The sequence below is a fragment of the Rhodococcus sp. 05-2255-3B1 genome (assembly GCF_002258545.1).
Lineage (GTDB): Bacteria > Actinomycetota > Actinomycetes > Mycobacteriales > Mycobacteriaceae > Rhodococcoides.
Map to the genome: position 1 here is coordinate 156,360 of NZ_NOZC01000021.1, position 13,402 is coordinate 169,761.

The 13,402-nt window shown below is 66.0% G+C and carries 14 protein-coding genes; 12 read left to right on the forward strand and 2 right to left on the reverse strand.

The features are described from left to right. Positions 1-4: 4 nt before the first annotated feature. The 9 genes from CH249_RS13275 (at position 5) to CH249_RS13310 (ending at position 9,270) form a co-directional block, all read left to right on the forward strand. Positions 5-760, forward strand: a complete 756-nt coding sequence (locus CH249_RS13275) for a YggS family pyridoxal phosphate-dependent enzyme (RefSeq protein ID WP_094647822.1) — start codon at positions 5-7, stop codon at positions 758-760. An 83-nt stretch (positions 761-843) separates the two neighbouring features. After that, complete coding sequence (locus CH249_RS13280; protein ID WP_032394380.1) at positions 844-1,491, forward strand: cell division protein SepF; 648 nt, start codon at positions 844-846, stop codon at positions 1,489-1,491. Positions 1,492-1,573: 82 nt separating this feature from the next. After that, a complete protein-coding gene (locus CH249_RS13285) occupies positions 1,574-1,861 on the forward strand; it encodes a YggT family protein (protein ID WP_032394379.1) in 288 nt (95 codons plus the stop codon). A gap of 160 nt (positions 1,862-2,021) precedes the next feature. Next, complete coding sequence (locus CH249_RS13290) at positions 2,022-2,873, forward strand: DivIVA domain-containing protein (protein ID WP_032394378.1); 852 nt, start codon at positions 2,022-2,024, stop codon at positions 2,871-2,873. An 81-nt stretch (positions 2,874-2,954) separates the two neighbouring features. Then, complete coding sequence (locus CH249_RS27875; protein WP_045194919.1) at positions 2,955-3,131, forward strand: hypothetical protein; 177 nt, start codon at positions 2,955-2,957, stop codon at positions 3,129-3,131. A 307-nt stretch (positions 3,132-3,438) separates the two neighbouring features. After that, entirely contained in the window at positions 3,439-6,576 is a 3,138-nt protein-coding gene (ileS, locus tag CH249_RS13295) for an isoleucine--tRNA ligase (RefSeq protein WP_094682302.1), read from the forward strand. Then, positions 6,573-7,223 (forward strand): peptide deformylase, encoded by a 651-nt coding sequence (locus tag CH249_RS13300; protein WP_094631688.1) that lies wholly within the window; start codon positions 6,573-6,575, stop codon positions 7,221-7,223. Before ileS ends, CH249_RS13300 begins: the two co-directional genes overlap by 4 nt. A gap of 47 nt (positions 7,224-7,270) precedes the next feature. Then, positions 7,271-8,587 (forward strand): DNA polymerase IV, encoded by a 1,317-nt coding sequence (locus CH249_RS13305; RefSeq protein WP_094682325.1) that lies wholly within the window; start codon positions 7,271-7,273, stop codon positions 8,585-8,587. 197 nt (positions 8,588-8,784) lie between these two features. Continuing rightward, positions 8,785-9,270 (forward strand): hypothetical protein, encoded by a 486-nt coding sequence (locus CH249_RS13310; protein WP_176459229.1) that lies wholly within the window; start codon positions 8,785-8,787, stop codon positions 9,268-9,270. 96 nt (positions 9,271-9,366) lie between these two features. Here the strand turns inward: CH249_RS13310 and CH249_RS13315 are convergent, their stop codons facing one another. Together CH249_RS13315 and CH249_RS13320 are read right to left on the reverse strand one after the other, a co-directional pair. Beyond that, a complete protein-coding gene (locus tag CH249_RS13315) occupies positions 9,367-10,110 on the reverse strand; it encodes a hypothetical protein (protein ID WP_094682303.1) in 744 nt (247 codons plus the stop codon). Continuing rightward, on the reverse strand, positions 10,107-11,069 hold the full coding sequence (locus tag CH249_RS13320; protein WP_230596641.1) for a hypothetical protein: 963 nt from the start codon (positions 11,067-11,069) through the stop codon (positions 10,107-10,109). The genes CH249_RS13315 and CH249_RS13320 overlap by 4 nt, the downstream gene beginning before the upstream one ends. An 89-nt stretch (positions 11,070-11,158) precedes the next feature. Between CH249_RS13320 and lspA the strand changes: the two genes are divergently transcribed. Genes lspA through CH249_RS13335 form a run of 3 tightly spaced genes read left to right on the forward strand, consistent with a single transcriptional unit; the run spans position 11,159 to position 13,379 of the window. Then, positions 11,159-11,791, forward strand: coding sequence for a signal peptidase II (gene lspA / locus CH249_RS13325; protein ID WP_094631690.1), 633 nt, complete (start codon positions 11,159-11,161; stop codon positions 11,789-11,791). Beyond that, entirely contained in the window at positions 11,788-12,714 is a 927-nt protein-coding gene (locus CH249_RS13330) for an RluA family pseudouridine synthase (protein WP_032394372.1), read from the forward strand. Before lspA ends, CH249_RS13330 begins: the two co-directional genes overlap by 4 nt. Further along, positions 12,714-13,379, forward strand: coding sequence for a hypothetical protein (locus tag CH249_RS13335; RefSeq protein WP_094647721.1), 666 nt, complete (start codon positions 12,714-12,716; stop codon positions 13,377-13,379). Before CH249_RS13330 ends, CH249_RS13335 begins: the two co-directional genes overlap by 1 nt. Positions 13,380-13,402 lie beyond the last annotated feature (23 nt).

Below are 13,402 nucleotides of genomic sequence, written 5' to 3' on the forward strand. Positions count from 1 at the left end.
TGTCATGAGCGAACTCAGCGGCACTGCGTCGGGTACTGGCAGGGCGCAGGAGATCGAGACGGCGTTGACGTCGGTACGCGAGCGGTTGCATCGCGCGTGTGTCGACGCGGGCCGGTCGCCTGCCGATGTGGCTCTGCTCCCGGTGACGAAGTTCTTCCCTGCGTCGGATGTGCGGATCCTGTACGACCTCGGATGCCGCGATTTCGGAGAGTCGCGGGAGCAGGACGCGTCTCCCAAGGTCGCCGAGACGGCCGACGACTTCAGTGGCGATCCACCGCGGTGGCACATGATCGGACACCTGCAGCGAAACAAGGCCAAGTCGGTCGCCGCGTGGGCGCACTCCATCCATTCCGTGGACAGTGCGCGGTTGGTGACTGCGCTGTCGAAGGCGACAACGGCGGCACTGGACGAGGGTGTGCGCCGGACCGAACTCGACGTGATCGTCCAGGTCAGTCTCGACGGGGACGTGCATCGCGGAGGCGTCGAACGCGACGAACTGCACGCGCTCGCCGACGCGGTGGCCGACGCGTCCGGGTTGCGGTTGGCGGGGTTGATGGCGGTGCCGCCGCTCGACGCCGATCCGGACGCCGCATTCGCCGACCTCGAGAGTCTGCATCGTCGACTGTCGGCCGATCATCCCGGAGCGCTCGAGCTGTCCGCGGGCATGACCGGAGACCTGGAAGCTGCTGTGCGCCACGGATCGACGTGCGTGCGTGTCGGTACCGCAATACTCGGCGCTCGGCCGATAGCCTCGCAATAACAGTCCATGGATCACATCAGTCACAACAGACACTTGCGAACCTGGAGATGGACAGTAGACACACCGCCACGGAAGGCAGAACGATGAGCACCCTGCACAAGTTCAAGGCGTACTTCGGCATGGTTCCGCTCGCCGACTACGAGGACGACTACCTCGACGATCCGGACACGCGACGCAGCTCCCGTGGTGGTCGCGACAGCTACGACGACATCGACGAGCGTGAGTTCGTGAAGCCGTCCTTCGGTGGATCGCGGCATGCGCAGGTCGAGGACGACTACGACGATTACGAGGCACCCCGTCCGGCGGCAACGCTGGCACCGATCGGTGGACGAGGCCGTGGCGCGGCACCGACCACGCGAGGTGCGGCAACCAGAGGAGCGCTCGCCATGGACACTCGGATGGATGTGCGGGCGGAGACCCGACGCAGCCCGATCGTCGACGACGGCGGCCCCCTCTCGAAGATCACCACGCTCCGACCGCGTGATTACAGCGAGGCTCGCACCATCGGTGAGCGCTTCCGCGACGGCACTCCGGTCATCATGGACCTGGTCGAGATGAGCAACGCGGACGCCAAGCGCCTGGTCGATTTCGCTGCCGGGCTCGCCTTCGCGCTGCGCGGTTCGTTCGACAAGGTAGCGACGAAGGTCTTCCTGCTCTCGCCGGCCGACGTCGACGTCTCACCGCAGGAGCGCAGGCGGATCGCCGAGACCGGTTTCTACAGCCAGCAGTGAGACATTTGCTGTTCGGAGCGGTAGTTCAGGGCTGTGACCAGCGCGCTTTGCTCAGCCCGGCGAAGTCAGGCAGAGTATAGCCGTGATCGTGTTCACGGTGATCAACATCGTATTGTTTCTTTTTTGGCTCCTTCTCATCGGTCGAATCATCGTCGAGTTCATCAGGACTTTCGCGAGAGATTGGCAACCGACCGGGTTGGTCGTCATCGTGCTCGAGGCGATCTTCACCGTCACCGACCCGCCGGTGAAGTTCCTCCGGAAGATAATTCCGCCGCTGAACCTCGGTGGAGTGCGACTGGACCTGTCCATCATGGTCCTGCTGTTCGTGGTCTTCATCGCGTGGAATGTGACCAGTGGTCTCGCGGCCTGAGGCCGCAGATGAAATGTTAGAACGCGGGACCCAGCGCATGCTGCGTGTCCTGTGTGACAGAATGGACGCCAGTTACAGTTTGATTGTTCTGCACTCGCGCGGAATGGCATATAACTGAATGCTTGCTCTACCGCCCCAAGACGCGTGAAGGGATCCTTCCATGCCGCTGACTCCAGCTGATGTGCACAATGTCGCGTTCAGCAAGCCGCCCATCGGTAAGCGCGGTTACAACGAAGACGAGGTCGACGCTTTTCTCGACCTCGTCGAGCAAGAGTTGTCGCGACTGATCGAAGAGAACGCCGACCTACGCCAGCGGGTCGGTGAGCTCGATCAGGAGCTTGCGGACGCCAAGAGCGCTGCGCGGCAGAGCCCGCAACCGGCTCAGGCCGCGGCACCGAAGGCCGAGCCGCAGCGCCCGGTGGATCCCCCCAAGCCACCGCCCGTGGTGCAGCAGCCCGCGCCGGTCGCGCCCGTTGCAGCAGCTCCGCAGCAGAGCGGCGACTCCAACATGCAGGCCGCCAAGATTCTCGGCCTCGCTCAGGAGATGGCCGATCGTCTCACCGGTGACGCCAAGTCGGAGTCCGAGCAGCTGCTCGGCAATGCGCGCACCAACGCCGAGCGTCTCGTGTCGGATGCACGGACCCGTTCCGAGTCGATGATGGCCGAGGCTCGCCAGAAGTCCGAGTCGCTGTTGTCCGACGCGCAGACCCGGTCCGAGACCCAGCTGCGTCAGGCCAAGGAGAAGGCCGACGCACTGCAGGCCGACGCCGAGCGCAAGCACACCGAGATCATGGCGACGATCAACCAGCAGCGTTCGGTGCTGGAAGGTCGAATCGAGCAGCTCAAGACGTTCGAGCGCGAGTACCGCGTGCGGCTCAAGTCCTACCTCGAATCGCAGCTCGAAGAACTCGAGAACCGTTCCTCGGCGCTGCCGGTGGACAACGGGCAGGACAATTTCAACCAGGACAATCAGTCCTCGGGGTACAGCCAGTCGTACGCCAAGGGCAACTGACGCACCACCGACCTCCGACGCTGTCGATCGTGGACAGCGTCGGATCAGGTTGTCGCGTCGAGTGGTGAGCGAGGAATCGGTGTGTTGGTCCTGACTCTCGGCGCGGCTGCGATCGGTTTCGGCTTTCTGGTTATCGCCCTGATGACGGGATCCGTCGTCTGGGCCTGGGCGTGCATCGCCGTCTGCATCGTGGGTGCTGTTCTACTTCTGGTCGGCGCGCTCACGGGCCGACGGCCACCGCCCGAGCTCGACAGGTAGCATCACGATTCGCAGGTGTCAGATTCACAGGTGTCAGATTCAACGGCGTCGATCCGGCCATCACCGGGGAGCTTTCGGAAGAACGACGTCGGTACGAAGCACCCAGGTGCTTGGGAACGGTGTTCAGTAGAACCGAACGGGTGAGCCCGTCACAGCTCGTCTGGAGTGGCGCACTCCGACGATACGGTCGTCGAGAGCGTGCAAGCGGGGTGGTACCGCGGTATCGGGCGTACGAATCGCCCGGATGTCGTCCCCGTGCCAACTTTGCGTCGCGTCTGAGACGTGGCCGGCACGGAGGAGACTTGACATGACAGATGCAACCGAACGTCCGAACTCGGGGTCCTACCCATTGGTGGACCTCGCCGAGGGCCGCTCGGGCAGCGTCCCGTTCCCGGATCTCGAGCGCATCGTTCTGCACGAGTGGGCCGAGGACGGCACCTTTCGTGCCAGCATCGACAATCGAGCAGGTGCGGACGAGTTCGTCTTCTACGACGGCCCTCCCTTCGCGAACGGCCTGCCGCACTACGGTCACCTGCTCACCGGCTACGTCAAGGACCTCGTCCCGCGATTCCAGACGATGCGGGGCAAGAAGGTCGAGCGTCGCTTCGGGTGGGATTGCCACGGTCTGCCCGCAGAGCTCGAAGCGGAGAAGCAGCTCGGCATCAAGGACAAGTCCGAGATCGACGAGATGGGCCTGGCGAAGTTCAACGCCTACTGCAAGCAGTCGGTACTCCAGTACACCGACGAGTGGCGGGACTACGTCACCCGGCAGGCGCGATGGGTCGACTTCGACAACGACTACAAGACCCTCGACGTCGACTTCATGGAGTCGGTCATGTGGGCGTTCAAGACGCTGCACGACAAGGGCCTGATCTACCAGGGATACCGGGTGCTGCCGTACAGCTGGTACGAGCAGACACCGCTGTCCAATCAGGAGACCCGCCTGGACGACGCCTACAAGATGCGTCAGGATCCCGCGGTCACCGTCACGATGCCGTTGACGGCTCCCGGCTCGCCCCTGGACGGTGCGAACGCGCTGATCTGGACCACCACGCCCTGGACCCTTCCGTCGAATCTGGCGATCGCGGTGCACCCGGAGGTGCAGTACCTGCAGGTGCGAGGCGCGGACGGTGAGCGTTACGTGCTTGCCGCTGCACGTCTTTCGCACTACGCGAAGGAACTGGGGGAGGAGCCGGAGGTGCTCTCCGAGCACACCGGTGCCGAAATGGTCGGGCTGTCCTACACACCTCCCTACGATTTCTTTCTCGGCCACGAGAACTCGCACCGTGTGCTCGAGGCCGACTACGTCACCACCGATTCGGGCACCGGAATCGTCCACCTCGCACCGGCTTTCGGTGAGGAGGACATGGACGTCGCCACCGCGAACGGAATCGAGGTGGTGCAACCGCTCGACGCGGGCGGAAAGTTCACCTCGCTGGTGCCGCCGTACGAGGGTCTGATGGTGTTCGACGCCAACCCGGTGATCATCAAGGATCTCAAGGCCTCGGGTCGGTTGCTGCGGCACGAGACCATCGAGCACTCGTACCCGCACAGCTGGCGCAGTGGTCAGCCCCTGATCTACATGGCGGTGCCGTCGTGGTTCGTCGCGGTCACCAAGTTCCGTGATCGGATGGTCGAGCTGAACCAGGAGATCACCTGGGTTCCCGAGCACATCAAGGACGGCCAGTTCGGCAAGTGGCTCGAAGGTGCACGCGACTGGAACATCAGCCGAAACCGCTACTGGGGCAGCCCGATCCCGGCGTGGACCTCCGACGACCCGGCTTACCCGCGTCTGGACGTGTACGGCAGCCTGGACGAGCTCGAGCGTGATTTCGGCGTGCGACCGACCGATCTGCACCGCCCGTACATCGACGAGTTGACCCGGCCCAACCCGGACGATCCGACCGGCAAGTCGACGATGCGTCGCGTCCCCGAGGTGTTGGACTGCTGGTTCGAGTCGGGCTCGATGCCGTACGCGCAGGTCCATTTCCCGTTCGAGAACGAGGAGTGGTTCTCCACACACAACCCGGGCGATTTCATCGTCGAGTACAACGGCCAGACGCGAGGCTGGTTCTACACCCTGCACGTGCTGGCGACCGCGCTGTTCGATCGCCCGGCGTTCAAGACCGTTGCCGCACACGGCATCGTGCTCGGTGACGACGGACTGAAGATGAGCAAGTCCAAGGGTAACTACCCCGACGTCAAGGAGGTCTTCGACCGCGACGGCTCCGACGCCATGCGGTGGTTCCTGATGTCCTCACCGATCCTGCGTGGCGGCAACCTCATCGTCACCGAGCAGGGTATCCGCGAAGGCGTTCGCCAGGCATTGCTGCCGATCTGGAATGCGTGGAGCTTCTTGCAGCTGTACGCGTCGAAGCCCGGGCAGTGGCGAACCGATTCGCCGAACGTGCTCGATCGCTACGTGTTGGCCAAGCTGTCGGCCACCCGCGACGCGATCACCGATGCGCTCGAGGGCAACGACATCGCCGGTGCCTGCGACGAGCTGCGCACGTTCTGCGATGCACTGACCAATTGGTATGTGCGCCGGTCGCGTTCGCGATTCTGGAGCGAGGACGCCGACGCCATCGACACCCTGCACACCGTGCTCGAGGTGCTCACTCGCATCGCCGCCCCGCTCTTGCCGCTGATCAGCGAGGTGGTGTGGCGTGGACTGACCGGTGGCCGCTCGGTGCACCTGACCGACTGGCCCGAGGCAGGCGAACTGCCGTCGGATCCCGAACTCGTCGAGAGCATGGACGAGGTCCGCACCGTGTGCTCCACGGTGCTGGGTCTGCGCAAGGCCCAGAATCTGCGCGTGCGGTTGCCGCTGCCCGAGGTGACGGTCGCAGCCGCCGATGCGGAGCGGCTGCGTCCGTTCGTCGACATCATCTCCGACGAGGTCAACGTCAAGAAAGTCGATCTCACCGAGGACGTTGCCGTACACGGAAAGTTCGAGCTCGTCGTCAATGCCCGTGCCGCGGGCCCGCGTATCGGCAAGGACGTCCAGACGGTCATCAAGGCCGTCAAGGCAGGTGATTGGTCGGAGGACGCCGACGGAGTCGTCAGTGCGGCAGGCATCGCGTTGCTAGCGGAGGAGTACACGCGCAAACTCGTTGCCGCCGAACCCGAATCGACGGCACCGTTGCCAGGAAACGCCGGACTGGTCGTGCTCGATTCCGCCGTCACCGAGGAGCTCGAGGCGGAGGGCTGGGCCAAGGACCGCATCCGTGAACTCCAGGACGCCCGTCGCAATCACGGATTCGACGTCTCGGATCGAATCGACATCGTCATCGACGTCCCCGAACATCGGCAGGCGTGGCTCGACACTCATCGTGATCTGATCGCAGGCGAGGTGCTCGCGCTCTCGCTGGTCGACGGACACGTGGGGGACGACGGCAGCGATCTCGGCGAGGGAGTGCGAGCAGCGATCACCAAGTCGTCATGATCGACGGCGACGTCTCGGTCGACGCCGTTCGTGAGCTTCTCGCCGAAGCTCGCGGCGGCGTCGTGCCCATCGTCGCCGCGGGCCACCCGGTTCTGCGGTCGAGGGCCGTGCCGTACGCCGGGCAGCTCGACTCCGAGACTTTCGGGGAGTTGATCGAGGTGATGCGCGCAACCATGCACGACGCGCCCGGTGTCGGTCTGGCTGCCCCGCAGATCGGTATTCCGTTGCAGATCGCGGTGATCGAGGACCTGTACGAGGTGGGAGCGGACGTCGCCCGCGTCCGAGAGCGCACGCCGCTTCCGTTCCGGGTACTGATCAATCCGCGGTACACCCCGGTCGGGCCGCGGACGGCGGACTTCTACGAGGGATGTCTCAGTGTTCCCGGCTACCAGGCGGTCGTCACCCGAGCGGCCGAAGTCCGGCTCGAATGCACCGACGAGACCGGGCGCGCGATCGACGAGGTGGTCAGCGGCTGGCCGGCGAGGATCGTGGCCCACGAGACCGATCACCTCCACGGCACCCTGTACATCGATACCGCCCACACTCGATCGCTGACCACCAACGAGACGTACGGCGAACTGTGGTCGGATCCCACACCCGAACGCGCCGCGCACGCTCTCGGATTCGCCACCGACGACCGTCGTTGACGACCGTGCCCGATACCGCCGACCACACCCTGCGGAGTCGTCGATGGGTGCTGCACCTGGACATGGACGCGTTCTTCGCCTCCGCCGAACAGTTGACGCGACCCACGTTGCGGGGCCGCCCGGTTCTCGTCGGTGGCGCGGGCGGGCGGGGAGTGGTGGCCGGTTGCAGCTACCAGGCCCGCGCGTTCGGAGCGCGCTCGGCCATGCCGATGCATCAGGCTCGCCGACTGGTGGGGGCCGGGGCCGTGGTGTTGCCGCCGCGGTTCGTTCTCTACTCGGAGCTGAGCCGACGCGCCTTCGAGGCGCTGCGGGGACCCATGCCCGTCCTCGAGCAACTCTCGATCGACGAGGCGTTCGGTGAGCCGCTCGAACTGGCCGGGGCGACGGTTCGCGAGGTGGAGCAGTTCTGCGCCGGCCTGCGCGCACTGATTCTCGCCGAGACCGGGCTGGTCGCCTCGATCGGTGCCGGATCCGGAAAACAGATCGCCAAGATCGCGTCGGGACTGGCCAAGCCCGACGGCATGACCGTCGTCGCTCCGGGAATTCAGGCCGAGCTGATGGCGGCTCTTCCGGTGCGGAAGCTGTGGGGGATCGGACCGGTGGCGGGAGAGCGTTTGCGGCGGTTGGGCATCGACACCATCGGCAAGTTCGTGGCCACGCCCGAGTCCGAGGTGGCGTCGATCCTCGGGGCCACGATGGGACCGAGCCTGCATCAGCTGGCGCGCGGAATCGACAACCGAGTCGTGGCCGAGCGAGCCGAGGCCAAACAGGTCAGCGCCGAGACGACGTTCGCCCAGGACCTGATCTCTCTCGCGCAGCTTCGCCCGGCCATCGAGTCCATCGTCGACTCGACGCATCGCCGATTGCTGAAGGACGGTCGGGGTGCCAGGACGGTGGTACTCAAACTACGCAAGTCCGACATGAGCATCATCACTCGATCGGCCACGTTGCCGTACGCCACGGTGGACAAGCAGACCATCGTGGCAACGGCGCAGCGGCTTGCCGTCGATCCGGTCGATGTCGGTCCGATCAGGCTGGTCGGGGTCGGATTGGCCGGGCTGTCGGCCGTTCGGCAGGGATCGCTGTTTCCCGAACTGGAGTACGAGCCGGTCGCCGATGCGACCGAGGAGTCGCCCGCCCCGATCGAGGCCGCCGCCGATGTCGTCGTCTCGGGAGGCCCTCGGTGGCAGCCGGGTATGGATGTGCGGCATCCCGACTTCGGCCACGGCTGGGTGCAGGGGGCCGGTCACTCGGTGGTGACCGTCAGATTCGAGACCCGCACCACCGGGCCGGGAATCGCGCGTACCTTCGCGGAATCGGACGAGAACCTGGTCGTCGCCGACGTTCTCGACAGCCTGAAGTGAGTTGTGGCCTGGCTGAGGAAACTCTGTGAGGTTTCACAGGTATGCCGATCGCGTTGTGACTCGGGCGTGTCGAGCTGACATAGTGGACCAGGTCCGAGACGACCCCATTCCAGACGACCGACGAGTCACAGAACGATCGAGATGTGACTCAGAGTGAAAAGGACAAGCACTTGAAGCTTCGCAACACCCGACGGGCAATGGTTGCCGGCATCGCCATCGCCGCAGCGCTCACCATGACCGCCTGCAGCTCGGAAGGCGGTGACGAGCCGACCGCGACCACGACGGCTGTCACCACCTCTGCGGTTGCCGCTCCCGACGCCGGTGCGTACCCCCCGGTTCCGACCGTCGAAGAGCTGAACGCCGAGCTCGCCCGCGGGCTCGATCCCAACGTTCCGGTCGAGGAGAAGGCCGCCCTGATCCAGGGTGCATCCGCCGATCCGGATCTGATCAACCAGGTCGCCGCTGCTGCAGTGGCCAACAACGCCCAGATCGAGATCACCAGCATCGACGATCTCGGCACCGGCGTTCTCAATGCCGGCATCACGATCACGCTCAACGGCCAGGCCAACCCCGGCACCTTCCAGTTCGTCCCCGAGGACGGCGTGTGGAAGCTCTCCAAGGAGAACGCCTGCGGCATCGTCTCGCTCGCTCAGCTGACCAGCCCGGCGTGCCCCGCACCCTGAGTCCTGCCGATCGTCTCTGACCGACAGTAGAACTGCCGGTGACATGTCCCCTCGGGGATGTGTCACCGGCAGTTTTTCGTGGGGCGACCGCCCGGTTCACATGCTCGGTGTGACCGATCGGATGCGCTCGACGGCCGCCTCGGCGACAGCGGTGACCGTATCGGGTTCCAGGCCACTCCGGTCGGAGACGACGATCTGGACGACCGTCGAATCGACCACGGCCACCACCACGTCGGAGATCAAGGTGAACCCTTCACTGCTGGTGGTCAGGCGTACCGAGGCCGATGCGTCACCGACCGACGACTGCTCCCGGCCTGCCAGCGCATAGTCGACGCTCACCCCGTCCGCATCCGTGCCACTGAACGTCGTGCACCCTGCCCACGCCTGCTGAATCGCCGTGAACGCCTCGGCCGTGCCCGTATCGGAGTAGCTCGCCGCATCCTCGTCGATCGACGAGAAGTTCGGTCCCGAGAAGCGGGCGACTGCGGTAGACGTCGCCCCGCCCCGCTGCTCCGAGATCGGAGCCAGGACGGCGGCGCATTCGGCCGGGTCTGTACCGGACCTGTCGGGGGAGTCGTACTCGGGAGCCGGGTCGAGCCCCAGATCCTGGACCGGGTCGGGGATCGAGGAGAACCCGTCCGGGAGGTCACCGAGACCCAACATCGCCGCGGCCAGGACGCCGGAGTCGGTGATGGGTGCGCCGAGCAGAGGATCGGGCGCGGGGACGGCGCTGGGTGCGGCTGCAGGGCTCGGGGCAGGCTCGTCTGCACCGCACCCGGCCGCGGCGACGCCGACCAGCGCCAGCGCCGCCAGCAGCTGCGTCGTGGTCCGCGCCGTCATCGGGCAGCCCAGCCGATGGAGTCTCCGACGGTCTGGCGTAGCACCGTCGTGCTGTCGGGATCGGTGTACATCTGCTCACCACCTGCGGTGATCGACCCGCCGACGGGGAGTGGACGGGTCAGATCGATCTCCAGCGTTCCCGAGCCGGTGAAGGTGTACGTCGCGATGTTCAGTGTGCCGGCGTTGTCCGGCAGGTTCCATGTCGACGATTCGGGCGTCTGGGTGATCGCGACGTCCAGGGTCGCTCGGTCACCGTCGAGCGCTCGCAGCGTGACAGTGCTGCGCTGGTTCAACGTGATGCCGCTCAGTACCTGCTGATCGACCGTCCATACTGCGCCCACTCCCACCTCTGCGTCGGGGAAGTCGACGGAGCGGTACACCGCGGCGTTCAACGACCGTTCGATCGCCGCGCGGGCGGTATCGAGCGCGGCGTCGGCGGGGGTGATGTGCAGTGCGGTGATCGCTCCGGAGTCGGTGCTCGCCAGCCGCGCCGTCGAGCCCTCGGAGGCGGCGAGTGCGTCGGTCAGTCCCTCGTCGGGTGACGTCGCAGCTCCGATGGTGAGCTCGACGGATCGGGTCGCGCCGGTAGCAGCGTCGTCGTCCGGCACGGTCTCGGACGTCGACGCGGACAGTGGCACGGTCAGATCGGGACTCGAGAAGTCCTGCGGAGCACCGTTGTCGATCTGCTGCGACACGGTGGATGTGGTGGTCAGGTCCACGGTCTGCTCGTCGGAGTCGGAGGTGTCGAAAGCCAGCACGCGCCGTGGCTCGGCACCGGGGTCGACGACCGTCGTGGTCGTCGGTGTCACGGCGATCGTCACCTCGTTCGAGGACGCGGCCTGATCGGGAGCTGGATCGGAGTCGGCGTCGGTGCTCGAACATCCGGCGACGAGTGCCACTGCACAGCAGGCAGCGAGAAAACCGGAGCGGACGGTGCGGTTTCGATCGGTCGTCTTCACGCGCACCAGGCTACTGACACCGCCCGCGGTGACCGGTGGTGCGCGGCACGGATGAGGACCCACCGCCGTCCATACGCCATGATGGACAGGTGAGTGAAGACCGCGCCGACGATCCGCCAGCCGAGACGAGTAGTGTTCCGGCACCGAACGAGACCGCGGACTCGCAGGTGACCGAAGCCGACAGCGCCGAGATCGGACTTTCGAAGCCGCTCAAGACGCGGTTGCTGATCGTGATCGCGGCCGTGATTCTTCTCTTCGATCTCGTGACCAAGATTCTGGTCGTGCACTACGTCGAGCCCGGCAACCCGATCGAGATCGTCGGAGACGTCGTGACGCTGCGGCTGGTACGCAATCCCGGTGCGGCGTTCTCGATGGCCACCGGAATGACCTGGTTGCTCACGGTCGTGGCCGTCGCGGTCGTCATCGGGGTGATCAAGATCGGTCGGACGCTGCGATCGCCGTGGTGGGCACTGGGATTGGGTCTCGTTCTCGGCGGCGCACTCGGCAACCTGATCGACCGCTTCTTCCGTGCACCCGGCCCGTTCCAGGGACACGTCGTCGACTTCGTGTCGGTGGGCTGGTGGCCGGTGTTCAACGTGGCCGACTCGTCCATCGTCTGTGGTGCCATCCTGCTCGTCGTCCTGAGCCTGTTCGGGTTCGAGCCGAACGGTGAACGAGCCGGCAAGTCGAGTTCCGACGCCGCAGGCGAGGCCGACAAGTGAGGGAATCGCGCTCGATGCCCGTCCCCGACGGCCTGGACGGAATGCGGGTGGACGCCGGTCTGGCTCGGCTGCTCGGGCTCTCGCGTACCGTCGCCGCGACCCTCGCCGAGGAGGGCTCGGTTCTGGTCGATCACGGTGCCGTCGGCAAGTCCGACCGGCTGGCCGCCGGTTCGTGGCTCGAGGTGACGCTGCCCGAGCCCGCCCGTGAGCTGACGATCGAGGCGGAGCCGGTCGAGGGGATGGAAATCCTCTACGCCGACGACGACATCGTGGCCGTGGACAAGCCGGTCGGGGTCGCTGCGCACGCCAGTGTCGGCTGGACCGGCCCCACCGTCATCGGTGGTCTCGCGGCCGCCGGATTCCGTATCTCGACCTCCGGTGCGCACGAGCGGCAGGGCATCGTCCATCGCCTCGACGTCGGCACGTCCGGGGTCATGGTGGTCGCCACGTCCGAGCGGGCGTACACCGTGCTCAAGCGGGCGTTCAAGGCGCGGACCATCGACAAGCGCTACCACGCACTGGTGCAGGGCCACCCGGATCCGAGCAGTGGAACGATCGATGCCCCGATCGGTCGACACGGCAGCAACGACTGGAAGTTCGCCGTCCGAGCCGACGGCAAGCCCAGCGTCACCCACTACGACACGGTCGAGGCGTTCCAGGCCGCGAGCTTGCTGGACGTGCACCTGGAAACCGGTCGTACGCACCAGATCAGGGTGCACTTCTCGGCGCTGCGGCATCCGTGCTGCGGCGATCTGACCTACGGAGCCGATCCACGGCTGGCCGAACGGTTGGGCCTGGAACGGCAGTGGCTGCACGCTCGCTCGCTCGGCTTCGCGCATCCGTCCGACGGCCGCTGGGTCGAGATCGAGAGCAAGTATCCGGCCGACCTCGAGCACGCACTCGAGGTGCTTCGGAAGGCGTGATGCGCAGCAGGGGAGTCTCCGGAGTGCTCGGCGGCGTCGTTGTCGCGGCACTCGTGATCGGGGCGCTCGCCGTGATCGGGCACCTGAATCCGGTACGACAGTCGATCGTGAGTACCGACCGCCTCGGCCCGGACAGTGGCGAGCAGGTGGCCGAGTACCTGGCCCGCGCCGAGGAGAGTCTGCGCAGCGACACCACCGAACCTCGATGGGGCTCGGTGTCGTTCGATCGCGAACTCACCGCCGAACAGGTTCGTACCGTCGCCGACGGCGTCCGTATCTCGCAGGTGTTGGTGCGTGTTCCGCTCGACCGCGTGCAGACTCCGATACTCACCGTGGGTGTACCCGGCAGTGAGCGCTCGGTACTGAATTCGACCGCGCGTGCAGCGAGCCTGGCGGCGGCGTCGTTCGGTGTGGGGGACCGGCAGGCGCAGATCGCCGCAGTGTCGCAGCGACGTCTGCTCGACGGGTGCGCCTGTGTGGTGACAGTGGTGGTGCGCGGGACCCCTGCCGAGCTCACCGAGCTGGCCGGCCGGCCCGATGTGCGAGCGGTGCAAGCTCTTCCGCCGGATGCGGTGTCCGGCAAGTTCGCGGTCGAGCCGCTTCTGCCGGAGTACGTCGACGTCGTCGGGCCGCTTCCCGACGACGGTCTCGTGCCGACCGAATGAGGCGATTTCTCGTCGCATCCGTC

Bases quoted from the DNA above. Each gene is read 5' to 3' on its own strand.
- CH249_RS13275 (WP_094647822.1), top strand. From the start codon at position 5: ATGAGCGAACTCAGCGGCACTGCGTCGGGTACTGGCAGGGCGCAGGAG.
- CH249_RS13280 (WP_032394380.1), top strand. From the start codon at position 844: ATGAGCACCCTGCACAAGTTCAAGGCGTACTTCGGCATGGTTCCGCTC.
- ileS (WP_094682302.1), top strand. From the start codon at position 3,439: ATGACAGATGCAACCGAACGTCCGAACTCGGGGTCCTACCCATTGGTG.
- CH249_RS13290 (WP_032394378.1), top strand. From the start codon at position 2,022: ATGCCGCTGACTCCAGCTGATGTGCACAATGTCGCGTTCAGCAAGCCG.
- CH249_RS13315 (WP_094682303.1), bottom strand. From the start codon at position 10,110: ATGACGGCGCGGACCACGACGCAGCTGCTGGCGGCGCTGGCGCTGGTC.
- CH249_RS13310 (WP_176459229.1), top strand. From the start codon at position 8,785: ATGGTTGCCGGCATCGCCATCGCCGCAGCGCTCACCATGACCGCCTGC.
- CH249_RS13335 (WP_094647721.1), top strand. From the start codon at position 12,714: ATGCGCAGCAGGGGAGTCTCCGGAGTGCTCGGCGGCGTCGTTGTCGCG.
- CH249_RS13300 (WP_094631688.1), top strand. From the start codon at position 6,573: ATGATCGACGGCGACGTCTCGGTCGACGCCGTTCGTGAGCTTCTCGCC.